Source organism: Herbidospora mongoliensis, assembly GCF_001570545.1.
Taxonomy (GTDB): Bacteria; Actinomycetota; Actinomycetes; order Streptosporangiales; family Streptosporangiaceae; genus Herbidospora; species Herbidospora mongoliensis.
In genome coordinates, this window is record NZ_BBXD01000008.1 from 667,923 (window position 1) to 692,326 (window position 24,404).

The following is a 24,404-nucleotide window of genomic DNA, read 5'->3' on the forward strand; positions in this document are numbered from 1 at the left end:
GGGGGCTAGTCCTCTTCGCGCAACTTGCGCTCGAGGCTGCGGAGGAAGTCGGGGTCGTCGTCAGGACCCCTCGGCGCCGGGGGCGGCGGCGAGGGGAGCAGGTTCTGTCCGGGAGTGATCGGTTCGGGCACCGGTCGCCCGGCGAGCAGCCACAACACCCCGCCCATCGCCGGAATCATCACGACCAGGACCCACGCGGCCTTGGGGAGCGTCCGCACGATTTCTGGGGGAGTGGTGATGACATCGAAGAGGCAGTAGAGCCAGAAGGCCAGCAGCGCCAGCCCGACAACCACGTTCGCCATTCCAACACGGTATGCCATGTCGTGGCCTGATCGTGTTGCGTCACTGATAGCAGCCGACGAAGCGGGATGACTCGGACCAGACGGGCATCGTACTGTGGGCCGGTACAGCACCTTCCCGACCTAGAGAGAGGTGCGATGGCGCAGCAGGGCGACAGAGGCCGCCACCGGCGAGGGAATCGGTGGTGGCAGCGGAGCCACGCAGAAGCCAGCTATGTCTCGATTCGTGGGGTCGAGGCAACGCAGGAGCGCAGGGAAACGAAGGTCACCGAACGGACCGACTTCTGGGCGGACACCCCCCGAGTCGTCGAGACCCCGGTGACCGCCCCGGTCGTTGACCGCCCGCAGTACACCTGGCGCGACTTCGAGCTGGACGACCAGCCCGCACGCGCCGAACCGCACCACCCCGACAGCCCCGACTACCGTGACGGCCGCCGCTACTGTGGCGCCCTGGAGACGATCCTCTACCGGCAGTGGGACTCCATGGACGGCCCGCCGCCCCCCGACATCATCCGCGCGGTCGACAGCCTGGCCCGGTTGCCCGACCGGCTGAAGGAGACGCTCGCCGTCGGCCTCGACGGCATCTACATTGGCCCGGGAGGCGTCCCCGACCTCGACGACATGGGTTACCTGCGCGGCGCCCCGCTCCCGAGTGGCCGCGCGACCTGGGACATCTGCGCCGGCGCGTACGGCGACCGCAAGATCGTCGTCGGTGACCGCCCGAGTCCCACGCCCGATGTGATGATGCACGAAGTCGGTCATGCGCTGGACGATGTGGACTCCCGTCCGGGAGAGTGGGTGTCGGACTCACCCGAGTTCGCCGCTCTCTACGACGAGTGCATCCCCCATCTGGCCTCGACCTTCCACAAGCAGTCCGGAGAACTCGGCCGCAAGGAGTTCTTCGCCGACGCCTTCGCCGCCATCGCGTCGAGGCAGCGTCCCGCCCTGATAGACATGCTGGGCGGGGACACCAGAACCGCACTCAACGTCATGCTCTTCTTCAACAGGCGCTACGGAATCTAGGTAGGTCCCTGATGTTCGTGATCCGGCTCGCTGACGGCACGCTGCGGGTCCCGCAGTCGTTGACCAGCGACGACGGCCGCCTGATCGGCAACGCGTATGTCGAGATCGCGCCCGGCGAGCCGGACTACGACCAGTGGCTGGAAGAGTCCATCACCGAGGAAGAAGAAGCCGAGCGGCGGCGCAGATGGCAGGAAGAGAACGACGAGCTCGAACGTGAATTCCTGGCCTTCAAGGCGGAGCAGGACACGTCCAATGGGTAATATTTTATAAGTCCATTCTGTTGCCGGCGCGGATGGCGCCCCGACAACAGAACCTTGGACATCAGCCTGAAAACAGAAAAGGCGCGGCTCTTGGTCTGCCGCGCCTTACTGCATCTCTACCGCGAAGCTACCCGTTCGGCTTGTCAGCCGTAAGGACGTCCTCTCCGCGGAGAAGGGCGTGCACTTCCGACTCGCGGAAACGCCGGTGCCCTCCGGGGGTACGGATGCTGCTGATTCTCCCCGCCGCGGCCCAGCGAGTCACGGTCTTCGGGTCGACCCTGAAGAGGGCGGCAACCTCTCCAGGGGTCAGCAGACGCTCGCTGCTACTCTCCACAATCTCTCCCCCTCGCATCCCGCGTCCTGCAGCGGGCGGACAGGTAACCAGTGTGCCGAGCGAAGCCTGATTTATCCGTGGTTTTCAGAGAAGATCACGGGATGTTACCGGCTCAGTGCCCGATTGTTATATGATAGAGCCTCTTTGGGGCGCTCGTGGGTGTTTCTTTACGAAAGCGCCGTGATGGGCACACTAGCAGCGCTCGCGACGGATGCGAAGAGAGTCCGCCATACGGGACAGTGACGTAACCTCTACGGCGTGCATCCGGTAATCGTCTACACCCTGTCCCGCCTTGGGCTGTTCGCCGTCGCCCTGGGCGTCCTCTATCTGCTGGGCCTGCGATCGGTCGCGCTGCTCGCCGTGGCCGTGGTGCTGAGCGGGCTCGCCAGTTACGTTCTGCTGTCGAAGCAGCGGGACGCGGTCAGTGAGCGGATCAGCGAGAAGAGACACCAGCCCGAGGGCTAGTCAGGGCATCGGGAACATTCCGACTCGGGCATGGTACTCGTGCCCGAGGTTCGTGGTGTCGCTTCCCACCAAAAGCCCCTTCTTTACCGCGAGAAAGGCCTTCACCCCGATTCCTCTCTCGCGGCCTGGATTCCAACCGAGCGCCATTCCAGTGCGCGGATGGATCGCTGCGATGCCCTCTCGCGGGACCGCTCCGCGCCCGGCGGAGTCCTTTCCCAGCGGGTTGTCCATCCAGCGCTGATGGCCCCCGACGTAAACGGCCTTGCCGGTGATCGCGACGCTGTAGAGCGAATCTCCACCGGTGTGGTTGACCCACGTGGGCTTCACGTTCGCGCCTTTCGCGTACGTCTCGAAGCGCGCCGCCGTGTCGCAGAGTTTTCCCGTCTTGGGGGACGCGCCTCCGGTGGTGACCACCACGAAATAGGTTCCGTCGGGGGAGACGTCGAGTCCGCGTACATAAGAGGGAAATCCGTCGCGGCAATGCGGGGCATAGGCGTCGGTGCGCCATGCGGCCACCTTGCCGGTCTTGAGATCGATCTGGCCGAGTTGGTCGCGGGGCCTGCCGTCGAGGGTGGTGAAGGAGCCGTCGAGAATCAGGCGGTCTTTCGTCGCGGCCATCGCGTGGACCTTCGGGTCGGCGTCGGACCTGCCGCCACCGGGGCTCACGGTGAACGTGGGGTCGACCGCGCCGGTGTTCGCGTCGAGGCGGGCCAGCGCGGTGCGCTGCGCTCTGCCGATGTGGGAGAAGTCACCGCCGACGTAGAGGTGTGCGCCCTGACGTACGAGAGAGGTGATCTCGCCGCCGTAGGCGGTGGCCCCGAACGACGGGACCGCGGCGCCCGACGGGACCGACACCGCGGCGATGCCCCGGGAGAAGGAGCCGCCGGCGTAGACCGTGCCGTTGGTCCCGGTGGCCAGGGCGTTGACCGGGCCGTCGAGGTAGGGGGCGAAGGGGGAGACGCGGCCGGTCGTCAGGTCGAAGGCGAACAGGTTGGTGCGGCGGTAGGTCGCCGTGCCGGACCTGACCGAGGAGAACTCCCCGCCGACCACCACCGTGCCGCCCACCAGCGCCAGCGCGTTGACGATGCCGTCTAACACATGGGGTGTGTGGTTCACGGGGTTCGCCGACACGACCGACGGGTGTCGGACGCCCGCCGACGCCGGAGTGGCGACGAGCGCGAGAGCGCTTACTGTGATCATGAATCTGGCACGCATGGCCAAGTCCTAGCAGACGCAGAGTAATCAACGCACTACGTTGCGCGCATTCGACCAGGCGTGGCATGACGGTGTGTGAGGGAGTCCTAGGCTGGGCACCATGACGCGCGCTTCGCTGGACAAACAGCCCCATGAGGTCGCGGCCATGTTCGACCGCACGGCCGCGCGCTACGACCTCGTCAACGACGTGCTGTCGCTCGGCCAGGACCGGCTGTGGCGGCGGGCCACCGCGTCCGCGATCGACGCCGGGCCCGGCGAGCTGGTCCTCGACCTCGCGGCCGGCACCGGCACCTCGACCGACACGTTCACCCAGCTCGGCGCGCGCGCCATCGCCTGCGACTTCTCGCTCGGCATGCTGCGCACCGGCGTCGAGCGCCGGGGTTCGTCGGGGCTGACCGGCGGCGTCGCGGGTGTGACGTTCGTCGCCGGTGACGCGCTCAAGCTGCCGTTCGCCGACGGGGTGTTCGACGCGGTCACGATCTCGTTCGGGCTGCGCAACGTCGCCGACACCGGCCAGGCGCTGGAGGAACTGCTGCGGGTCACGCGTCCCGGCGGGCGGCTGGTCGTCTGCGAGTTCTCGCGGCCGAAGCCGAAGGCGTTCGACACGATCTACACGCAATACCTCATGCGGCTGCTGCCGGTGGTGGCGCGGGCGGTCAGTTCCAACCCCGAGTCCTACGAATACCTCGCCGAGTCCATCCGCGACTGGCACGACCAGCGGAGCCTGGCGGCGGTCATCCAGGGCGCCGGGTGGAAGCGGGTGGCGTGGCGTGACCTGAGCATGGGGATCGTGGCACTCCACCGGGCTACTCGACCGGAAATGTCATGAAAATTGCACCGCGGCGCCAGGGCTGGCGATCTTTTCGCCAGGAAGGTGCATGTTTACCCGTCGGTAGCCGTCTACCCCCTGACGAACTTGTCGGGGGAGGGACTAGACTGCGGCGCGACAAGTTTGTGAAGTAGTTCACAAAGGCACGAAAGAACTCAAAAGGACAGGACAGGTCCCCTCGTGAGCGAGCCAGCCCTTGCGGCGCGGCGGAGCGAGACCGATGCCGATGTGATCGTCGTCGGTGCCGGCCCCGCCGGATCGACGACCGCGTTTTATCTGGCGCAGTCCGGGCTGTCGGTCCTGCTTCTCGAGAAGACGACCTTCCCCAGGGAGAAGGTCTGCGGCGACGGCCTCACGCCGCGCGCGGTCAAGGAACTGCTCTCGATGGGCGTCGACGTCAACGCCCCCGGCTGGATCAGGAACAAGGGCCTGCGCGTCGTCGGCGGCGGCCTGTCGTTCGAACTCGACTGGCCGGAGCTGTCCAGCTTCCCCGACTTCGGGCTGGTCCGGACCCGCAAGGACTTCGACTCCATCCTGGCCGACCACGCGGTGTCCAGAGGCGTCACCCTGCTGCAGGGCGTGAACGTGACCGCCCCGGTGATCGACGAGCGCAGCGGCCACGTCGTCGGCGTGAAGACCGCCTCCGGCGACGTCTACCGCTCCCGCCTGGTCATCGCGGCCGACGGCAACTCGACCCGCATCTCGCTGGCCATGGGCCTGCACAAGCGCGAAGACCGCCCGATCGGGGTCGCGGTCCGCACCTATTACCTCAGCCCGCGCCACACCGACGACTACCTCGAGACCTGGCTGGAGCTGTATGACGGCCAACGCCTGCTGCCCGGCTACGGCTGGGTCTTCGGCGTCGGCGACGGCACCTCCAACGTCGGCCTCGGACTGCTCAACACCAGCGAGGCGTTCAAGAAGATCGACTACCGCGACCTGCTCCGGCGCTGGACCAAGAACATGCCGGCCGAGTGGGGCTTCACCGAAGAGAACATGGTCGGCCCGATCCGTGGCGCCGCGCTGCCGATGGCCTTCAACCGGCAGCCCCACTACACGCGTGGCCTGGTTCTCGTCGGCGACGCCGGTGGCATGATCAACCCCTTCAACGGCGAGGGCATCGCGTACGCGATGGAAACGGGCCGCATCGCGGCCGACGCCGTGGTGACCGCGCTGGCCCAGCCGACCCCCGCCGCGTGCGAGCGGGTCCTGCGGGCCTACCCGCGGATACTCAAAGACGCGTACGGCGGCTATTTCACACTGGGGCGTGCCTTCGTCGAGGCGATCGGCAAGCCCGGCGTGATGAACTTCCTGACGCGACACGCGCTGCCGCACCCCCAGTTGATGAAGTTCAGCCTGAAACTCCTGGGCAACCTCACCGACCACGGTGGCGACGCGTCAGACCGGATCATCAACGCCCTGTCGAAGGTCGCGCCGTCGGCATGAGACCACAGGATCGAAGAATCATGACCACAATCACCGAGAGGACGCCTTAAGCGATGGAGCTCTACGCCCCCATCCTGGTGCTCGCGGTTCTCGCGGCGGGATTCGCCGTCTTCTCCGTGAGCATCGCCCCGTTCACCGGGCCGAAGAGGTGGAACCGCGCCAAGCTCGATGCGTACGAGTGCGGTATCGACCCCACGCCGCAGCCGATCGGCGGCGGCCGGTTCCCGCTGAAGTACATGATCACCGCGATGCTCTTCATCGTCTTCGACATCGAGATCATCTTCCTTTACCCGTGGGCCGTGGCCTTCGACAAGCTCGGGGTCTTCGGCCTGGTCGAGATGGTGCTGTTCATCGCCACCGTGCTCGTGGCGTACGCCTACGTGTGGCGGCGTCGCGGATTGGACTGGGACTAATGGGCCTTGAAGAGAAACTGCCCAGCGGCTTCGCACTGACCACCGTCGAGGCGCTCGCCGGGTGGGCGCGCAAGAACTCGGTGTGGCCGGCCACCTTCGGGCTGGCCTGCTGCGCGATCGAGCTCATGTCCACCGGTGGCCCCAAGCACGACCTGGCCCGCTTCGGCATGGAGCGCGCGTCCGCGTCGCCCCGCCAGGCCGACCTGATGATCGTGGCCGGTCGCCTGTCGCAGAAGATGGCGCCGGTGCTGCGCCAGATCTACGACCAGATGGCCGAGCCCAAGTGGGTCATCTCCATGGGCGTGTGCGCCTCAAGCGGCGGCATGTTCAACAACTACGCGGTGGTCCAGGGCGTCGACCACGTCGTGCCCGTCGACATCTACCTGCCGGGCTGCCCGCCGCGGCCCGAGATGCTCATCGACGCGATCGTCAAGCTGCACGACAAGATCCAGAACATGAAGTTCGGCGCCCACCGGGAGAAGCAGGTCGAGGAGCTCGAGCTCCAGGCGCTGCGCACCCTGCCGCTCATCGATCAGGGAGGGCACAAATGAGCGAGAACCTTCCTGAGGTTCCGGAGCAGCCGATCGCTCGTACCGGCATGTTCGGGACCTCCGGCTCCGGCGACACCTCCGGCTACGGCGGCCTCGTCGTCCGCAGGCCCGTCCCCGTCTCCACCCCGCGCCCCTACGGGAGCTACTTCGACGAGATCGTCGACGGCCTCGACCACGAGGGCGTCGAGCGGGTCGTGGTCGACCGGGGCGAACTCACCGTCCACGTCGCGCGCGAGCACCTCCTCGAGGTCATGCAGAAGCTGCGCGACGACCCCGCCCTGCGGTTCGAACTGTCCCTGGGCGTCTCGGGGGTGCACTACCCCCACGAGGTCGGGTCGGAGCTGCGCGCGGTCTACCACCTGTGCTCGATCACCCACAACCGCCGGGTGCGGGTGGAGTGCGCGACGCCCGACGACGACCGCCACGTGCCTTCGACGGTCTCGGTCTACCCGACGCACAACTGGCACGAGCGGGAGACGTTCGACTTCTTCGGCATCATCTTCGACGGGCACCCGGGGCTCACCCGGATCGAGATGCCCGACGACTGGGAGGGCCACCCGCAGCGGAAGGACTACCCGCTGGGCGGCATCCCGGTCGAATACCGCGGCGCCGAGATCCCCGCGCCGGACCAGAGGAGGTCGTACGCATGACCACGGAAGCGACCGAGGGCAAGGTCTACGACGTCGCCGGTCAGGACTGGGACAAGCTCACCGAGGCGGTGGCCGAGTCCTCCGAGGAGCGACTGGTCATCAACATGGGCCCGCAGCACCCGTCGACCCACGGCGTGCTCCGGCTGGTGCTCACCCTCGACGGTGAGACGGTCACCGAGGCCCGGACCGTCATCGGCTACCTGCACACCGGCATCGAGAAGAACCTCGAATACCGCACCTGGACGCAGGGCGTCACGTTCGTGACGCGCATGGACTACCTGTCGCCGATCTTCAACGAGACGACCTACTGCCTGGGCGTGGAGCGCCTCCTCGGCATCGAGGACCGCATCCCCGACCGGGCGCAGGCGATCCGGGTGCTCACGATGGAGCTCACCCGCATCTCCTCCCACCTGATGGCGATCTGCACCTACGGCATGGAGCTCGGGGCCACCACCCCGTTCCTCTACGGCCTGCGCGACCGCGAGATGGTGCTCGACATCATGGAGTACATCACCGGGCTCCGGATGAACATGGCCTACATCCGGCCGGGCGGCGTCAGCGTCGACCTGCCGGCCGGCGCCGTCGACAAGATCGGCGAGCTGCTCAAGGTCATGCCGGGCCGGATCAAGGACATGCGCAAGCTCCTGGACGCCAACCCGGTCTACACCCGGCGCACCAAGGACATCGCCTACCTCGACCTGACCGGCTGCATGGCGCTGGGCATCACAGGCCCGGTGCTCAAGGCCGCCGGCCTGCCGTGGGACCTGCGCAAGTCGCAGCCCTACTGCGGCTACGAGACCTACGACTTCGACATCGCCACCCAGACCACCTGTGACGTCTACGGGCGCTACCAGGTCCGCGTCACGGAGATGGAAGAGTCGCTGAAGCTGATCGAGCAGGCGCTCGACCGGCTCACCGGGCCGCTGAAGAACCAGCCCGTCATGATCGAGGACAAGAAGATCGGCTGGCCCGCGCAGCTCGCGCTCGGCCCCGACGGCCTCGGCAACTCGCCCGACCACATCGCGCACATCATGAGCAGCTCGATGGAGGCCCTGATCCACCACTTCAAACTGGTGACCGAGGGCTTCCGCGTGCCGGCCGGCCAGGCCTACGTGCCGGTCGAGTCGCCGCGCGGCGAGCTGGGCGCCCATGTGGTCAGCGACGGCGGCACCCGGCCCTACCGGGTCCACTTCCGCGACCCGTCCTTCACCAACCTGCAGGCGGTGCCCGCCATGTGCGAAGGCGGATACATCGCCGACGTCATCTCGGCGGTGGCCTCGCTCGACCCCGTCATGGGAGGTGTGGACCGATGACCTACTCCCCAGAGGTCCGCGTGCGTCTGGAGACCGACGCCAAAGAGATCATCGGCAGGTACCCCAAGGCCAGGTCGGCGCTGCTCCCGCTGCTCCACCTCGTCCAGTCGGAAGACGGCTACGTCTCCGACGACGGCCAGGAGTTCTGCGCCGAGCTGCTGGGCCTGTCCAAGGCCGAGGTCGTGGGCGTCTCGACGTTCTACACGATGTACAAGCGCAAGCCCGCCGGTGAATACCACGTCGGCGTCTGCATCAACACCCTGTGCGCGGTGATGGGCGGCGACCAGATCTGGGAAGAGCTCAGCGAGCACACCGGCATCGGGCACGAAGAGGCGACCTCCGACGGCAAGGTGTCGCTGGAGCGCATCGAGTGCAACGCGGCCTGCGACTTCGCGCCGGTGATGATGGTCAACTGGGAGTTCTTCGACAACCAGACGCCCGACTCGGCCAAGCAGCTCGTCGACGACCTGCGGGCCGGCAAGCCCGTCGTCCCGACGCGCGGCCCCAGCAGGCTCTGCTCCTTCAAGGAGACCTCGCGGGTGCTCTCGGGCCTGCCCGACGAGCTCGCCGGCGAGGGTCCCTCGGCCGTCGGTCCCTCGCTTGAGGGCCTGCGCGTCGCCAAGGCCAACGGCTGGGAGGCTCCCAAGTGACCACGCTGACTCCGGTCCTCACCAAGAACTGGGACCTGCCCAACTCCTTCACCCTGGAGGGCTACGGCGACTACGCCGCCGCCCGCACCGCGCTGGGCATGGACCCCGACGCGATCATCCAGTCGGTCAAGGACTCCGGCCTGCGCGGCCGCGGCGGCGCGGGCTTCCCCACCGGCATGAAGTGGGGCTTCATCCCGCAGGGTGACGGCAAGCCGCACTACCTCGTCGTCAACGCCGACGAGTCGGAGCCGGGCACCTGCAAAGACATCCCGCTGATGATGGCCAACCCGCACTCGCTGATCGAGGGCGTCATCATCACCGCGTTCGCGATCCGGGCCAACTACGCCTTCATCTACATCCGGGGCGAGGTCGTCCACGTCATCCGGCGGGTGCAGGCGGCGGTCCGCGAGGCCTACGAGAAGGGCTACATCGGGCGCGGCATCTTCGGCAGCGGCTACGACCTGGAGATCGTCGTGCACAGCGGCGCCGGGGCGTACATCTGCGGTGAGGAGACGGCGCTGCTCGACTCGCTCGAGGGCTTCCGGGGCCAGCCCCGGCTCAAGCCCCCGTTCCCGGCCGTCGCGGGCCTCTACGCCGCGCCGACGGTCGTGAACAACGTCGAGTCGATCGCCTCGGTCCCCTCGATCGTGGCCAACGGCGCCGACTGGTTCGCCGGCATGGGCACCGAGAAGTCCAAGGGCTTCGGCATCTTCTCGCTCAGCGGCCACGTGACCAGGCCCGGCCAATACGAGGCCCCGCTCGGCATCACGCTGCGGGAGCTCCTCGACATGGCGGGCGGCATCCGCGAGGGCCACCGGCTGAAGTTCTGGACGCCGGGCGGCTCCTCGACGCCGATCTTCACCGACGAGCACCTCGACGTGCCGCTCGACTTCGAGTCGGTCGGCGCCAAGGGCTCCATGCTCGGCACCCGCGCCCTGCAGATCTTCGACGAGACCACCTGCGTGGTCCGCTCGGTGCTGCGCTGGACCGAGTTCTACGCCCACGAGTCGTGCGGCAAGTGCACCCCCTGTCGTGAGGGCACCTTCTGGCTCAAGCAGGTGCTCAAGCGGCTGGAGAAGGGTCAGGGCTCGGAAGACGACCTGACCACGATCACCGACATCGCGGACAACATCCTGGGCCGGTCGTTCTGCGCCCTGGGCGACGGCGCGACCAGCCCGATCTACTCCTCGGTGCAGCACTTCCGCGACGAATACCTCAAGCACTTCGAGATCGGCGGCTGCCCGTTCGATCCCGCACTCGCCACTGTGTGGGGGACCAAGTGACCATCCAAGCTACTGAGCCCCAGGAGCGGGCGGTCGTCGACATGGTCACTCTGACCATCGACGGCTTCCAGATCAGCGTGCCGAAGGGCACCATGATCATCCGGGCGGCCGAGCTGCTGGGGATCCAGATCCCCCGCTTCTGCGACCACCCGCTGCTCGACCCGGCGGCCAACTGCCGCCAGTGTCTCGTCGACATCCCCGACGCGGGCAACGGCCGGGGCTTCCCCAAGCCGCAGCCCTCCTGCGCGATCGAGGTCGCGCCGGGCATGGTCGTGCAGAGCCAGCTCACCTCGCCGGTCGCCGAGAAGGCGCAGCGCGGTGTGATGGAGATGCTGCTGCTCAACCACCCGCTCGACTGCCCGGTCTGCGACAAGGGCGGCGAGTGCCCCCTGCAGAACCAGGCGATGTCCAACGGGCAGGGCGAGTCGCGGTTCCAGGAGACCAAGCGCACCTTCGAGAAGCCGATCGCGCTGTCGACCGAGGTGCTGCTCGACCGCGAGCGGTGCGTGCAGTGCGCGCGCTGCCTGCGCTTCTCCGACCAGATCGCGGGCGACCCGTTCATCGAGTTCTTCGAGCGCGGGGCCAAGGAGCAGGTGGGCGTCGCCGACGGCGAGCCGTTCCAGTCCTACTTCTCCGGCAACACCATCCAGATCTGCCCGGTGGGCGCGCTGACCGGCTCGGCCTACCGGTTCCAGTCCCGCCCGTTCGACCTGGTCTCCCAGGGGAGCGCGTGCGAGCACTGCGCCTCCGGCTGCTCCCTGCGCACCGACCACCGGCGCGGCAAGGTCACCCGCCGCCTCGCCGGGGACGACCCGCAGGTCAACGAGGAGTGGAACTGCGACAAGGGCCGGTGGGCGTTCTCCTACGCCACCCAGCCCGACCGCCTGCGCACCCCGCTGGTCCGTAACGAAGAAGGCGTGCTGGTGCCGGCCTCCTGGCCGGAGGCCTTCGCCGCCGTCGCCGCCGGGCTGTCCGGCCGTCGCGCCGGTGTCCTGGTCGGCGGCCGTCTGACGGTCGAAGACGCCTACGCGTACAGCAAGTTCGCGCGGGTCGCCCTCGGCACCAACGACATCGACATGCGAGCCCGGCCCCACTCCGCCGAGGAGGCCCAGTTCCTGGCCCACTCGGTGGCCGGCAAGGGCATCGAGATCTCCTACACCGACCTCGAGAACGCGCCCGCCGTGCTGCTGGCCGGGTTCGAGCCCGAGGAGGAGTCGCCCATCATCTTCCTGCGGCTGCGCAAGGCGGCCCAGAAGAAGGGGCTCACGGTCTACGCGCTGGCACCGTTCGCCACGCCGGGCCTGGCCAAGATGGGCGGCACGCTGATCCGCACCGTCCCCGGCGGCGAGGCCGAGGCGATCGGCGAGCTGATCACCGACGGCGTCAAGCTCCCGGCGGGCACGATCATCCTCGCGGGTGAGCGGCTGGCCTCGTCCAAGGGCGCGCTTTCCGCGCTGGTCCGGCTGTCCGGTTCGACCGGCGCCCGGCTGGCCTGGGTGCCGCGCCGGGCCGGTGAGCGCGGCGCCATCGAGGCGGGCGCGCTGCCCAACCTGCTGCCGATCGGCCGTCCGGTCGACGACGAGGCCGCCCGCGCCGAAGTGGCCCGGCTCTGGAACGTCGCCTCGCTGCCCGGCCAGATCGGCCGCGACACGAGCGAGATCCTCCGGGCCGCTCTCGACGAGCGGATCGACGCGCTGGTCGTCTCGGGCGTCGACCCCTACGACCTGCCCGATCCCGAGCTCGCCCTGCGGGCCCTGGAGAACACGCCGTTCATCGTCAGCCTGGAGATCCGGGCCAGCGCCGTCACCGACCGCGCCGACGTGGTGCTGCCGGTCGCGGCGGTCGCCGAGAAGGCCGGCACGTTCGTCGACTGGGAGGGCCGTGGCCGATCCTTCGAGGCGGCCGTCCCGCAGCCGGGCCTGATGAGCGACCTGCGCGCGGTCACCGCGATCGCCGACGCGATGGACGTCCACCTGGGCCTGCCCGACCTCGCCGCGGTCCGCCGCGAGCTGGGCGCGCTGGGCACCTACAAGGGCACCCGCCCGGCCGCGCCGAGCGTGACCGGTGGCATCGCCGCCGCGACCGACGCGGGTCAGGCCGTCCTGGCGAGCTGGCACCTGCTGCTCGACGACGGGAAGCTGCAGGACGGCGAGCCCTTCCTCGCGGGCACCGCCCGCGACGCGGTCGCGCTGCTGTCCCCGGCCACCGCCGCCGAGATCGGCGCGGTCGACAAGGTCACCGTCAACGGCGTCACCCTGCCGCTGCGGATCGCCGACCTGCCCGACCGGGTCGTCTGGGTGCCGGCCAACTCCGGCGGTGTCTCGGTCACCCGCGACCTGCGGGCCGAGGCGGGCGACGTCGTCACGATCGGAAGTGCCTCATGAGCCTCTTGGCGAGCCCGACGAGCCCCGGCCCGTCGTTTCCGGAAGACTTCGGCCACGATCCGCTGTGGATCACCATCATCAAGGCCGTCTTCCTCTTCGTCTTCCTGATGGTGGGCGTGCTCTACGGCGTGTGGACCGAGCGCAAGCTCATCTCGCGCATGCAGCACCGCTACGGACCCAACCGGGCCGGCAAGTTCGGTCTGCTGCAGACCGTCGCCGACGGCCTGAAGATGGGGCTCAAGGAAGACCTGATGCCCCGCAAGGTCGACAAGGTCATCTTCTTCCTGGCGCCGGTGATCATCGCGGTGCCGGCGTTCCTGGCCTGGACGGTCATCCCGTTCGGCCCGGTGGTCTCGATGTTCGGGGTCAAGACCCCGCTCCAGCTCACCGACCTGCCGGTGGCGGTGCTGCTGATCCTGGCGATGTCCTCGATCGGCGTCTACGGCATCGTGCTCGCGGGCTGGTCGTCCAAGTCGCCCTACGCGATCCTCGGCGGTCTGCGCTCCTCGGCCCAGGTGGTCTCCTACGAGATCGCGATGGGCCTGTCGTTCGTGGCGGTCTTCCTGTACGCCGGGACGCTCTCCACCTCCGAGATCGTCGCCAAGCAGGCCGACGGCGGCACCTTCACGCTGGGCGGGATCGACATCCCGCTGCCGAGCTGGTACGCCGTCCTGCTGATCCCGTCGTTCCTGATCTACGTCCTGACGATGTTCGGCGAGACCAACCGCGTCCCCTTCGACCTCCCCGAGGGCGAAGGCGAACTGGTGGCCGGCTACCACACCGAATACAGCTCCTCGCTGAAGTTCGCGATGTTCCAGCTCGCCGAGTACGTGAACGTGTTCACCGTCTCCGGCGTGGCGATCACCCTGTTCCTCGGCGGCTGGCGGGCTCCCTGGCCCATCTCGCTGTGGGACGGCGCGAACGTCGGCTGGCTGCCGATGCTCTGGTTCTTCGGCAAGCTCGTGCTGCTGTTCTGCGTCTTCGTCTGGGTCCGTGCCTCGCTGCCACGAGTCCGGTACGACCAGCTCATGGCCTTCGGCTGGAAGGTCCTCATCCCGCTGAACCTCGCGTGGATCCTCCTGGTCGCCACCTTCCGCGCGCTGCGCGTCGACAACAGCCCCGCGGTCATCGCCCTGATGGCGATCGTGGTCATCGGCGCACTCGCGGTCTTCTTCCGCTTCGACACCGTGCAGCAGCGCCGCCGCGAGGCACACGCCGCGCAGGTCGAAGAGGAGTACGAGCAGCTCCGTGAGGAGCCCACCGCCGGTGGATTCCCGGTCCCGCCGCTGGACCTGCCGCACTACCACGGGGCGAATCGCAAGGAGGTCCCCAGTGCCTAGTTTTGACTGGCTGAACCCCGTCAAGGGGTTCGGCGTCACCTTCCACCACATGTTCAAGAAGCCGGTCACGGTGAACTACCCGGAGGAGAAGCGGCCCACCGCGCCGCGTTTCCACGGGCGGCACCAGCTCAACCGGTGGCCCGACGGCCTGGAGAAGTGCGTCGGCTGCGAACTGTGCGCCTGGGCGTGTCCCGCCGACGCGATCTTCGTGGAGGGCGCGGACAACACCGACGAGGAGCGTTTCTCCCCGGGAGAGCGCTACGGCCGGACCTACCAGATCAACTACGCGCGCTGCATCCTGTGCGGGTTGTGCATCGAGGCGTGCCCCACGCGGGCACTCACGATGACCAACGAGTACGAACTGGCCGACTCCAGCCGCGAGGCGCTCATCTACACCAAGGAGATGCTGCTCGCCCCGCTGCTGGCGGGCATGGAGCAGCCGCCCCACCCGATGCGCCTCGGGGAGACCGAAGAGGACTACTACCGACTGGGACGCGACAATGGGTGAGACCATCACGTTCTGGGTGCTCGCCGTCGTCTCGGTCAGCGCGGCACTCGGGCTCGTCTTCAGCCGCAGAGCGGTCTACTGCGCCCTGATGCTGGGCGTGGTCATGCTCTCGCTGGCGGTTCTCTACGCCGTCCAGGACGCGCCGTTCCTCGCCGCCGTGCAGATCATCGTCTACACCGGCGCCGTGATGATGCTGTTCCTGTTCGTGCTCATGCTGGTCGGCGTCGACTCGTCCGACTCGCTCGTCGAGACGATCAGGGGCCAGCGCTTCTGGGCGGTCGTCGCCGGGTTCGGCTTCGCCGCCCTGCTGGCGCTGGGCATCGGCAACGTGGCGTTCGCCCCGCCGACCGGCCTCGCCGCGGTGACCGCGGCGGGCAACGTGCCGTCGCTGGCCGAGCTGATCTTCACGCGCTACGTGTTCGCCTTCGAGGTCACCTCGGCGCTGCTGATCACCGCCGCGCTGGGCGCGATGGTGCTGGCGCACCGCGAGCGCATGGAGCAGCGCGCCACCCAGCGCGAACTGTCCCGCGAACGCTTCGTCAAGTTCGGCGAGGAGGGTCTCGACCCCTCGCCGCTGCCCGGCCCCGGCACCTACGCTCGCGCCAACGCGATCGACATGCCCGCGCTGCTGCCCGACGGCACGATCTCCAAGCTGTCGGTCAACCGCTACATCGCCAGGTACGAGGCCGAAGAGGGCACCATCGACCCGAAGGTGGCCGAGATCCTGGAAGGTGACGGCAAGTGACCACCCACTACCTCGTGCTCAGCACGCTGCTGTTCGCGATCGGCGGGATCGGCGTACTCGTCCGGCGCAACGCGATCGTCGTGTTCATGTGTGTCGAGCTCATGCTCAACGCGTGCAACCTGGCGTTCGTCACCTTCGCCCGCCAGCACGGCAACATCGACGGTCAGGTCATCGCCTTCTTCGTGATGATCGTGGCCGCCGCCGAGGTCGTCATCGGCCTGGCCATCATCGTGACGATCTTCCGAACCCGCAGGTCCGCGTCCGTCGACGACGCCAGCCTGCTGAAGTACTAAGAGGTGGCCGTGGAACCCGTAGAGATTCTCTCGCACACCGGGGGCGGTGTGATCTCAGTCGCCTGGCTGATGATCGCCCTTCCGCTCATCGGTGCCGCGATTCTCCTTATCGGTGGCCGCGCCACGAACAAGTGGGGCCACTTTCTCGCCGTGCTCATGTCGGTCGCCGCCTTCGTGGTGGCGGCCCTGGCGTTCTTCCAGCTGATCGGGCTCGACCCCGCGCAGCGCCGCCAGTCGGTGCACCTCTGGGACTTCATCCCGGGCGTCGCGGACATCGGGCTGCTGATCGACCCGCTGTCGATCGCCTTCTGCCTGCTGATCACCTTCGTCGGCTCGCTGATCCACATCTACTCCATCGGCTACATGTCGCACGACCCGGACAGGCGGCGCTTCTTCGCCTACCTGAACCTGTTCGTCGCGGCGATGCTCCTGCTGGTGCTGGCCGACAACTACGTCGCCCTGTTCATCGGCTGGGAGGGTGTGGGCCTCGCGTCCTACCTGCTGATCGGCTTCTGGCAGTACAAGCCGTCGGCGGCGGTGGCCGCGAAGAAGGCGTTCGTGGTCAACCGGGTCGGTGACTTCGGCCTGCTGGTCGCGATGTTCATCATCTTCGCCCAGTTCGGCAGCCTGCAGTTCGCCGAGGTCTTCCCGGCCGCCGGCGAGGCCTCGCAGGGCGTGTCGACGGCGATCGGCCTGCTGCTCCTGCTCGGCGCCTGCGGCAAGTCGGCGCAGCTCCCGCTGCAGTCGTGGTTGCTCGACGCGATGGAGGGCCCGACCCCGGTCTCGGCCCTCATCCACGCCGCGACGATGGTCACCGCAGGTGTCTACCTGGTGGTCCGCTCCGGCTCGGCCTTCTTCCCCGAGGGCAGCACGGCCGGTCTGGTCGTGACGATCGTCGGTGTGGCCACGCTCCTCGCCGGTGCGATCATCGGTACCGCCAAGGACGACATCAAGAAGGGCCTGGCCGGCTCGACGATGTCGCAGATCGGCTACATGATGCTCGCCGCGGGCATCGGCCCGGCGGGTTACGCCTTCGCGATCGCCCACCTGATCTCGCACGGCTTCTTCAAGGCCGACCTGTTCCTCGGCGCCGGCTCGGTCATGCACGCCATGAACGACGAGGTCGACATGCGGCGGTACGGCGGCCTGCGCAAGGTGCTGCCGATCACGTTCGTCACCTTCTTCATCGGCTACCTGGCGATCATCGGCTTCCCGCTGCTGTCCGGTTACTTCACCAAGGACGGCATCATCGAGTCGGTCATGCACCACAACGCGATCCTCGGCTGGCTCGCGGTGGTGGGCGCCGGCATCACCGGCTTCTACATGACCCGCATGGTGGTGATGACCTTCTTCGGCCCGAAGCGCTGGGACGAGAAGGCCCACCCGCACGAGTCGCCGGCCGTGATGACCTGGCCGCTGATCATCCTGTCGGTCTTCTCGATCGGCCTGGGCGCCTACCTGATCCTCAGCAACCGCCTGATGGTCTTCCTCGCGCCGGCCGTCGGCCGGCCCGAGGAACTGCCGCACTTCGCGCCGTTCGCCGTGACCGGCCTGGCCACGCTCGCCCTGGTGGCCGTCGGCGCCGGGCTCGCGATCGTCAAGTACGGCCGCGCCGAGGTGCCCGTCGTGCAGCCGCGCGGCTCGTTCCTCACCGTCTTCGCCCGTCGTGACCTCTACGGCGACGCCCTGAACGAGGCGCTGTTCATGCGCCCCGGCCAGTGGCTGACCCGCTTCGCGGTCTTCTTCGACAACCGGGGCATCGACGGCGTGGTCAACGGTCTGGCCGCCGGTGTCGGCGGATCCTCCGGCAGGTTGCGGAAGATCCAGACCGGTTACGTCCGGTCGTACGCCCTGTCGATATTCGTCGGTGCCGCCGTACTGGCCGGTGCCTGGTTCGTGGTTGGGACCCTGTGATGCTCGAGCTTCCCTGGCTGTCCTTCCTGATCGGCCTGTCCGTCGTCGGCGCGATCGTCGTGGCGTTCCTCAAGAACGACAAGGTCGCCAAGCAGACCACGCTCGGCGTGTCGCTGCTGATCCTGGTGCTGACGGTCGTCATGGCGGTGCAGTTCAGCCCGAACGGCGACCGCTTCCAGTTCGCCGAGACCTACGACTGGATCCCCTCCTTCGGGGTCCACTACGCGGTCGCGGTCGACGGCATCGCGCTGGTGCTGATCCTGCTGTCGGCCATCCTGGTGCCGATCGTCGTGCTGGCCTCCTGGCACGACGCCGAGCAGGGCAAGCGCTCGGTCCGGACCTACTTCGCGTTGCTGCTGGTCCTCGAGGCGATGATGATCGGCGTCTTCGCGGCGACCGACGTCTTCCTGTTCTACGTGTTCTTCGAGGCCATGCTGATCCCGATGTACTTCATGATCGGGTCGTACGGCGGCGCGCAGCGGTCCTACGCGGCGGTCAAGTTCCTGCTCTACTCGCTGTTCGGCGGCCTGCTGATGCTGGTGGCCGTGATCGCGCTCTACAACGTGGCCGACAAGAACAGCTTCCTGTTCCCCGACCTCATCGGCGCGGTCACCGACCCGACGACGCAGAAGTGGCTCTTCCTGGGCTTCTTCATCGCGTTCGCGATCAAGGCCCCGCTCTGGCCGGTGCACACCTGGCTGCCCGACGCCGCCGCGCAGGCCCCGGCCGGCGCCGCGGTCCTGCTGGTGGGTGTGCTCGACAAGGTCGGCACCTACGGCATGCTGCGGTTCTGCCTGGAGCTGTTCCCCGACGCGGCCAAGTGGGCGACCCCGGTCGTCATCGCGCTGTCGGTGATCGGCATCGTCTACGGCGCGATCGTGGCGATCGGGCAGACCGACATCAAGCGGCTGGTGGCGTACACCTCGATCTCGCACTTCGGGTTCATCACGATGGGCGTGTTCGCGATGACCACCACGGCGACCTCGGGCGCGACGCTCTACATGGTCAACCACGGGTTCTCGACCGGCGTGCTGTTCCTGGTCGCGGGCTTCCTGATCTACCGTCGCGGCTCGCAGTTCATCGCCGACTACGGAGGCGTGCAGAAGGTCGCCCCGCTGCTGGCGGGCGCGTTCCTGATCGCGGGTCTGTCGGGTCTGTCGCTGCCCGGTCTGAGCACGTTCGTCAGCGAGTTCATGGTGCTCCTGGGCACCTACCAGCGCTACGCCGTGCCGGCCATCATCGGCACGACCGGCGTCATCCTCGCCGCCATCTACATCCTGTGGATGTACCAGCGCACCATGAACGGCCCCACCGCCGAGTCGGTCGCCGAGATGAAGGACCTCAACGGTCGCGAACGCTGGGTCGTCGCGCCGCTGATCGCCCTGATCGTGGTCTTGGGCTTCTTCCCCAAGCCGCTTCTCGACGTGATCAACCCGGCCGTCAAGGAGTCGCTCGTCAACGTGAAGGTCACCGACCCGGCTCCGGTCGTCGCTGTTAAGGAGGGCCAGTGATCACGGCTCCCACCATCGAGTACTTCCAACTGGCCCCGCTGCTCGTCCTCCTGGGCGCGGCGGTCGTGGGGGTCCTCGTCGAGGCGTTCGCGCCTCGCTACCTGCGGCGGGCCATCCACGTCCCGCTGACACTGCTGTCGCTGGTCGGCGCGTTCGCGCTGGTCATCCTCCAGACGATCCGCGGGGTCCCGACGAGTCCGTCGGCGATGGGCGCGGTCGCGGTCGACGGCCCGACCCTGTTCATCTGGGGCACCATCCTGGTGCTGTCGTTCGTCAGCGTCCTGCTGATCAACGACGAAGAGCAGTTCGTGCCCTCGGCGGCGGCCGTCCCCGGCTCCGCCGAGGAGGAGAAGGCGATCACCGAGGGCAACGCGCACACCGAGGTCTACCCGCTGGCGCTGTTCGCCATCGCGGGCATGCTCCTCTTCCCGGCCTCGAACGACCTGCTCATCATGTTCGTCGCCCTCGAGGTCATGTCGCTGCCGCTCTACCTGCTGTGTGGCCTCGCACGTCGCCGCCGCCTGCTGTCGCAGGAGGCGTCGGTCAAGTACTTCCTGCTCGGCGCGTTCTCCTCGGCCTTCTTCCTGTATGGCACGGCCCTCCTGTACGGCTACGCCGGCTCGGTCGACCTGCACGCGATCTCGCAGGCCCTGGCCGTCGCGAACGGCACCGACACCCTGCTCTACATCGGCATGGCCATGCTGGGCGTCGGCCTGCTCTTCAAGATCGGTGCCGCGCCCTTCCAGGCCTGGAAGCCCGACGTCTACCAGGGCGCCCCGACCCCGATCACGGCGCTGATGGCCTCCGGAACCCTGGTGGCCGCCTTCGGCGCGCTGCTGCGGGTCTTCTGGGTCGCCCTGGGCAACCTCGACTGGAACTGGACCCCCATCATGTGGGGCGTCGCCGCCCTCACGATGGTGGTCGGCTCGATCCTGGCGATCACCCAGACCGACATCAAGCGCATGCTGGCCTACTCGTCGATCGCTCACGCGGGCTTCCTGCTGATCGGCGTCATGGCCGTCGGCGACGCCGGGCAGAACGCGCTGGCCCTGTCGGGCCTGCTGTTCTACCTGCTCACCTACGGCATCACGACGGTCGGCGCGTTCGCCATCGTGACGCTGGTGCGCGACCCGGGCGGCGAGGCGTGGCACCTGTCGCGCTGGGCGGGTCTGGGCAAGCGCTCGCCGAAGCTGGCGGGCCTGTTCGCCTTCTTCCTGCTGGCCTTCGCCGGAATCCCGCTCACCAGCGGTTTCTTCGGCAAGTACGCGGTCTTCCGTTCGGCGGTCGCCCTGGGCGAGGCCTGGCTGACCGGCCTGGTCGTGCTCGCGGTGGTGGCCTCGGCCGCGGCGGCGTTCTTCTACGTCCGGGTCATCGTGCTGATGTTCTTCAGCGACCCCTCGGCCGACGGTCCCACGGTCGTCACGCCGTCGTGGGCCACGTCGGCTGTGGTCGGGTTCTCCGCATTCGCTACGGTAGCCTTGGGGGTTTTCCCGCAGCCCGTCCTCGATTTGGCGGAAAAGGCTGCGAAGACGTTGTTCGTGCAATAAGGGAGCTTTTCTATGGCCGCGCCGCCCGTTGTTGACCTGCCTGTCGCCGACGAGCGGCTGGCCGAGGACATCTCCGAGGGCCTCGCGGCTGTGGAGAAGCAACTCCGTTCGGCTGTCGAGAGCGAGGACGCGTTCGTCACGGACGCGTCCAAGCACCTCATCGAGGCCGGCGGCAAGCGCTTCCGCGCGATGCTGGTTCTGCTCGCCGCCCAGTTCGGCGATCCGACGGCGCCCGGGGTCATCCCGGGCGCCGTTGTCATGGAACTGACCCATGTGGCCACGCTCTACCACGACGACGTGATGGACGAGGCGTCAGAGCGGCGCGGCAAGCCCTCGGCCAACGCCCGGTGGAACAACACGGTGGCGATCCTCACCGGCGACTACGTGTTCGCCCAGGCCGCCGACATCATGGCCGACCTCGGGCCGGAGCCGGTCCGCATCCAGGCCAAGACCTTCGCCAGGCTGGTCCGCGGCCAGATCCGCGAGACCGTCGGCCCCGCCGAGGGCGTCGACCCGATCGAGCACTACATCGACGTGCTGGCCGACAAGACGGGTTCGCTGATCGCGACGAGCGGGCGGCTCGGGGCGATGCTGGCCGGGGCCCCGCAGGACGTGGTGCTGCGCCTGACCTCGGCGTGCGAGGCCATCGGGGTGGCGTTCCAGCTGGGCGACGACATCATCGACGTCGCCTCCGAGACCTCGGGCAAGACGCCCGGCACCGACCTGCGGGAAGGGATCCGCACCCTTCCCGTTCTCTACGCGCTGGCCTCTGGGGACGACCCCCGGCTGCGGGCCCTCGTCTCCGGCCCGGTGCCCGAGGCGGACATCGAGGAGGCGCTGGAGCTGCTGCGCGCCTCCGAGGCGCTGAAGATGGCGCGGGCGGAGCTGGAGCGCTGGGCCTCCCGCGCGAAAGACCAGCTCTCCGAGCTGCCCGACATCCCCGCCAGGGCCGCGCTGCTGTCCCTGTGCGACTTCGTGGTGGAGCGCTCGGCCTAACCGACCGGGGCCAGTTCCTTCTCCGGTACGGGCTTCTTCGCGAGACCGTGCCGGATGCTGTCCCACGTGAAGACGGCCAGGGCCAGCCAGACCACCCCGAACCCGAGCCAGCGCTCGGCGGGCATGGTCTCCTTGATGATCAGCACCCCGACGAGGAACTGCAGGACCGGCGCGATGTACTGCAGCAGCCCCACGATCGTCAGCGGCACGGTGATGACCGACGCGGCGAAGAAGAGCAGCGGGATCGCGGTCACGACGCCGGAGCTGATCAGCAGGACGGCATGGCCGGTGCCGTGGTTGCCGAAGGTGTTGGCGCTGCCGAGGGTGGTCAAATAGATCCCGGCGGGGATCAGCATGACCAGGGTCTCGATCGTGAGGCTTTCGGCCGCACCTACCTGGGCCTTCTTCTTGACCAGGCCGTACAGACCGAAACTGAAGGCCAGTGTGAGGGCGATCCAGGGCAGCTTGCCGTAGCCGAGGGTCAGGATGACGACCGCCGCGGCGCCGAGCCCGACGGCGACCCACTGCCACCGCCGCAGCCGCTCCCCGAGGATGATCACGCCGAAGAGGATGCTGACCAGCGGGTTGATGAAGTAGCCGAGGGCGCTCTCCACGACGTGACCGGTGTTGACGGCGTAGATGTAGACGCCCCAGTTCGTGGACACGAGCACGCCCGCGCCGGCGAGCAGGAGAAGCTGTCTCTTTGAGATCTGCCGGATCCACGACCAGTTCCTGGTGACCGCCAGAATGACTACCACCACGGCGAGCGACCAGAGCATGCGGTGGGCGAGAATCTCGATGGCGCCGCTGGGCTTCAGGAGGGGCCAGTAGAGGGGGAACAATCCCCAGAGAGCGTAGGCGGCGATGCCGTACCAGACTCCACGGCGCAAATCAGGCATGAACCCTAGTTTGACTGCTTACCTTGTTTATTACAAATAAGCGATGTTGGCTTGATGGTTAAGTGGTTCTAACGGAACAAAGCTTGGCGTGCCTTGGTTGAGACGGTCAGGAGGTAGACATGGGCTGGATCTTCGGTACGAACAAGGCTTCCATGGTGAGCGCCGCCGACGCGCTGCCAGGACGGTCCTCCACCATGCCGGTGGCCGCTACGCACCTCGTTCTAGGAGGGTCGCTGACGCCGCCGTGGCCCGAGGGAACCGAGGTCGCGGACTTCGGGCTCGGGTGCTTCTGGGGCGCGGAGCGCAAGTTCTGGGAGACGCCAGGGGTGGTGTCGACCGCTGTGGGGTACCAGGGCGGGTTCACCGCCAACCCCACGTACGAGGAGGCGTGTTCCGGGCTGACCGGGCATGCCGAGGTCGTACGGGTGGTGTTCGATCCGTCGCGGGTCTCCTATGAGGAGCTGCTGCGAGTGTTCTGGGAGTCGCACGACCCTACGCAGGGGATGCGGCAGGGGAACGACGTCGGGACTCAGTATCGGTCGGCGATCTACACGCACTCCGAGGCGCAGGAGAAGTCGGCTGCGGCTTCGCTGGCGGCCTACCAGGAGGTGCTCTCCTCGGCGGGGTATGGGGAGATCACTACCGAGGTGCGTCCGGCGCCGGAGTTCTATTACGCCGAGAACTATCACCAGCAGTACCTTCACCGCAACGTTAACGGGTACTGCGGGATTGGCGGGACGGGCGTCGCCTGTCCTGTGGGCCTTACTTCTGGTGAGGCGTAGAGCTGCGGCTTTAGCCTGAACTGCTGGCCCTTGGTCGGCTCCGTGAGTGGAGCTGATCTTGGGCCAGACGTGTTTTCGGCGACGAGTTTCTCTACAAGGTCAAGGCGACCCGCCTGCGGCGTGCCGCGCTGCGGCTCTTCGGCCGGTCGCGGCCCGCGCCGCCAACGCGCTCAAGTCCACTCGGCTCGTTTGCCGTTATACGGGCAAGATCAGTGGCAATCGTCCGAGTCTTGCGCAACGATGGACCATCATTAGGGCATGAGCAACAAGTGGCGGGCATCGGCCTTGGTCAGCGGAGCGGCGTTTGTTTTGATCATTACTGTGGTGGGGGTGCTGCTGTTCAAGGGGGGGCTTGATAGCGCCGACAAGTGGTCGAGCGTCATCGGCATGACCGTGACGGTGCTTATCGGCGTGCCGCTGTCGCTCTATCAAACAGTCCTTGCTCGACGCGCTCTGATGTCTAGCACACCAATGGTCGGCACCCACATCGCCGCACGTGGACACCGCTCAATCGCCGGGCAAAACATCGGATTCGCCTCAACAGGAGACGGATCCTCTCCTGTTCATGAAGCGACATCTTCGGCACATAGCCCCAGGTCTCAGGGCCATCTTGCGGAAAGATCGGACTCTGTAGTATCCGATCCCCCCACTCATGTGCAGATCGAGGCGAGTGGCGAGCGCTCGATCGCTGGGCAGAACATCGGATCCGCCTCCACTGGTGACGCCCTTCCGACTTCTACGGCGGGTTGAGCGT

At 67.7% G+C, this 24,404-nt stretch carries 26 protein-coding genes; 22 read left to right on the plus strand and 4 right to left on the minus strand.

Going from position 1 to position 24,404, the window contains the following annotated elements; all coding sequences use genetic code 11:
- Positions 1 to 5: 5 nt before the first annotated feature.
- A complete protein-coding gene (locus AW272_RS03340; RefSeq protein ID WP_066360945.1) occupies positions 6 to 302 on the minus strand; it encodes a PLDc N-terminal domain-containing protein in 297 nt (98 codons plus the stop codon).
- A 315-nt stretch (positions 303 to 617) separates the two neighbouring features.
- On the opposite strand from AW272_RS03340, the gene AW272_RS03345 reads away from it, so the two are divergent.
- Both AW272_RS03345 and AW272_RS03350 read left to right on the plus strand, forming a co-directional pair.
- Positions 618 to 1,322, plus strand: a complete 705-nt coding sequence (locus AW272_RS03345) for a hypothetical protein (RefSeq protein WP_066360947.1) — start codon at positions 618 to 620, stop codon at positions 1,320 to 1,322.
- 11 nt (positions 1,323 to 1,333) lie between these two features.
- Positions 1,334 to 1,582 carry a hypothetical protein gene (locus AW272_RS03350; RefSeq protein WP_066360949.1) on the plus strand — a complete coding sequence of 83 codons (249 nt, stop codon included), beginning with the start codon at positions 1,334 to 1,336 and terminating at the stop codon, positions 1,580 to 1,582.
- 127 nt (positions 1,583 to 1,709) lie between these two features.
- Here the strand turns inward: AW272_RS03350 and AW272_RS03355 are convergent, their stop codons facing one another.
- Complete coding sequence (locus tag AW272_RS03355; protein WP_030456135.1) at positions 1,710 to 1,934, minus strand: BldC family transcriptional regulator; 225 nt, start codon at positions 1,932 to 1,934, stop codon at positions 1,710 to 1,712.
- Between the two features lie 240 nt (positions 1,935 to 2,174).
- On the opposite strand from AW272_RS03355, the gene AW272_RS03360 reads away from it, so the two are divergent.
- Entirely contained in the window at positions 2,175 to 2,381 is a 207-nt protein-coding gene (locus AW272_RS03360) for a DUF4229 domain-containing protein (RefSeq protein WP_066360951.1), read from the plus strand.
- On the opposite strand, the gene AW272_RS03365 is transcribed toward AW272_RS03360, so the two are convergent.
- On the minus strand, positions 2,382 to 3,596 hold the full coding sequence (locus AW272_RS03365; RefSeq protein ID WP_066361219.1) for an NHL repeat-containing protein: 1,215 nt from the start codon (positions 3,594 to 3,596) through the stop codon (positions 2,382 to 2,384).
- Between the two features lie 100 nt (positions 3,597 to 3,696).
- On the opposite strand from AW272_RS03365, the gene AW272_RS03370 reads away from it, so the two are divergent.
- The 17 genes from AW272_RS03370 (at position 3,697) to AW272_RS03450 (ending at position 21,969) form a co-directional block, all read left to right on the plus strand.
- Complete coding sequence (locus AW272_RS03370; RefSeq protein WP_066360952.1) at positions 3,697 to 4,425, plus strand: demethylmenaquinone methyltransferase; 729 nt, start codon at positions 3,697 to 3,699, stop codon at positions 4,423 to 4,425.
- A gap of 180 nt (positions 4,426 to 4,605) precedes the next feature.
- Positions 4,606 to 5,871: a geranylgeranyl reductase family protein gene (locus tag AW272_RS03375; protein WP_066360953.1), complete on the plus strand. Its 1,266-nt coding sequence runs from the start codon at positions 4,606 to 4,608 to the stop codon at positions 5,869 to 5,871.
- A gap of 53 nt (positions 5,872 to 5,924) precedes the next feature.
- On the plus strand, positions 5,925 to 6,284 hold the full coding sequence (locus AW272_RS03380) for an NADH-quinone oxidoreductase subunit A (RefSeq protein WP_066360954.1): 360 nt from the start codon (positions 5,925 to 5,927) through the stop codon (positions 6,282 to 6,284).
- Positions 6,284 to 6,835, plus strand: a complete 552-nt coding sequence (locus AW272_RS03385) for a NuoB/complex I 20 kDa subunit family protein (protein ID WP_061300494.1) — start codon at positions 6,284 to 6,286, stop codon at positions 6,833 to 6,835. Before AW272_RS03380 ends, AW272_RS03385 begins: the two co-directional genes overlap by 1 nt.
- Entirely contained in the window at positions 6,832 to 7,485 is a 654-nt protein-coding gene (locus AW272_RS03390) for an NADH-quinone oxidoreductase subunit C (RefSeq protein ID WP_066360955.1), read from the plus strand. The genes AW272_RS03385 and AW272_RS03390 overlap by 4 nt, the downstream gene beginning before the upstream one ends.
- Positions 7,482 to 8,798, plus strand: a complete 1,317-nt coding sequence (locus tag AW272_RS03395; protein ID WP_066360956.1) for an NADH-quinone oxidoreductase subunit D — start codon at positions 7,482 to 7,484, stop codon at positions 8,796 to 8,798. The genes AW272_RS03390 and AW272_RS03395 overlap by 4 nt, the downstream gene beginning before the upstream one ends.
- Entirely contained in the window at positions 8,795 to 9,448 is a 654-nt protein-coding gene (nuoE, locus tag AW272_RS03400; RefSeq protein WP_066360957.1) for an NADH-quinone oxidoreductase subunit NuoE, read from the plus strand. The genes AW272_RS03395 and nuoE overlap by 4 nt, the downstream gene beginning before the upstream one ends.
- Positions 9,445 to 10,731: an NADH-quinone oxidoreductase subunit NuoF gene (nuoF, locus tag AW272_RS03405; protein WP_066360958.1), complete on the plus strand. Its 1,287-nt coding sequence runs from the start codon at positions 9,445 to 9,447 to the stop codon at positions 10,729 to 10,731. The genes nuoE and nuoF overlap by 4 nt, the downstream gene beginning before the upstream one ends.
- A 41-nt stretch (positions 10,732 to 10,772) precedes the next feature.
- The gene (locus AW272_RS03410; RefSeq protein WP_066360959.1) at positions 10,773 to 13,115 is read left to right on the plus strand and encodes an NADH-quinone oxidoreductase subunit G; all 2,343 of its coding nucleotides are present in this window, start codon (positions 10,773 to 10,775) and stop codon (positions 13,113 to 13,115) included.
- Complete coding sequence (gene nuoH, locus AW272_RS03415) at positions 13,112 to 14,455, plus strand: NADH-quinone oxidoreductase subunit NuoH (protein ID WP_066360960.1); 1,344 nt, start codon at positions 13,112 to 13,114, stop codon at positions 14,453 to 14,455. The genes AW272_RS03410 and nuoH overlap by 4 nt, the downstream gene beginning before the upstream one ends.
- Positions 14,448 to 14,963 carry an NADH-quinone oxidoreductase subunit NuoI gene (nuoI, locus tag AW272_RS03420; protein WP_083957905.1) on the plus strand — a complete coding sequence of 172 codons (516 nt, stop codon included), beginning with the start codon at positions 14,448 to 14,450 and terminating at the stop codon, positions 14,961 to 14,963. The genes nuoH and nuoI overlap by 8 nt, the downstream gene beginning before the upstream one ends.
- The gene (locus AW272_RS03425) at positions 14,956 to 15,708 is read left to right on the plus strand and encodes an NADH-quinone oxidoreductase subunit J (protein ID WP_066360961.1); all 753 of its coding nucleotides are present in this window, start codon (positions 14,956 to 14,958) and stop codon (positions 15,706 to 15,708) included. The genes nuoI and AW272_RS03425 overlap by 8 nt, the downstream gene beginning before the upstream one ends.
- Positions 15,705 to 16,001: an NADH-quinone oxidoreductase subunit NuoK gene (gene nuoK, locus AW272_RS03430; RefSeq protein WP_066360962.1), complete on the plus strand. Its 297-nt coding sequence runs from the start codon at positions 15,705 to 15,707 to the stop codon at positions 15,999 to 16,001. The genes AW272_RS03425 and nuoK overlap by 4 nt, the downstream gene beginning before the upstream one ends.
- 48 nt (positions 16,002 to 16,049) lie before the next feature.
- Complete coding sequence (gene nuoL, locus AW272_RS03435; protein WP_066361221.1) at positions 16,050 to 17,915, plus strand: NADH-quinone oxidoreductase subunit L; 1,866 nt, start codon at positions 16,050 to 16,052, stop codon at positions 17,913 to 17,915.
- Positions 17,915 to 19,426, plus strand: a complete 1,512-nt coding sequence (locus AW272_RS03440) for an NADH-quinone oxidoreductase subunit M (RefSeq protein WP_066361222.1) — start codon at positions 17,915 to 17,917, stop codon at positions 19,424 to 19,426. The genes nuoL and AW272_RS03440 overlap by 1 nt, the downstream gene beginning before the upstream one ends.
- A complete protein-coding gene (gene nuoN / locus AW272_RS03445; RefSeq protein ID WP_066360963.1) occupies positions 19,423 to 20,973 on the plus strand; it encodes an NADH-quinone oxidoreductase subunit NuoN in 1,551 nt (516 codons plus the stop codon). The genes AW272_RS03440 and nuoN overlap by 4 nt, the downstream gene beginning before the upstream one ends.
- 12 nt (positions 20,974 to 20,985) lie before the next feature.
- Positions 20,986 to 21,969: a polyprenyl synthetase family protein gene (locus tag AW272_RS03450; RefSeq protein ID WP_066360964.1), complete on the plus strand. Its 984-nt coding sequence runs from the start codon at positions 20,986 to 20,988 to the stop codon at positions 21,967 to 21,969.
- Here the strand turns inward: AW272_RS03450 and rarD are convergent.
- Positions 21,966 to 22,868 carry an EamA family transporter RarD gene (gene rarD / locus AW272_RS03455; RefSeq protein WP_066360965.1) on the minus strand — a complete coding sequence of 301 codons (903 nt, stop codon included), beginning with the start codon at positions 22,866 to 22,868 and terminating at the stop codon, positions 21,966 to 21,968. The genes AW272_RS03450 and rarD overlap by 4 nt on opposite strands.
- A gap of 119 nt (positions 22,869 to 22,987) precedes the next feature.
- Between rarD and msrA the strand changes: the two genes are divergently transcribed.
- Positions 22,988 to 23,650, plus strand: coding sequence for a peptide-methionine (S)-S-oxide reductase MsrA (gene msrA / locus AW272_RS03460; protein ID WP_066360966.1), 663 nt, complete (start codon positions 22,988 to 22,990; stop codon positions 23,648 to 23,650).
- A 258-nt stretch (positions 23,651 to 23,908) separates the two neighbouring features.
- The gene (locus tag AW272_RS41715; protein ID WP_157518236.1) at positions 23,909 to 24,400 is read left to right on the plus strand and encodes a hypothetical protein; all 492 of its coding nucleotides are present in this window, start codon (positions 23,909 to 23,911) and stop codon (positions 24,398 to 24,400) included.
- Positions 24,401 to 24,404 lie beyond the last annotated feature (4 nt).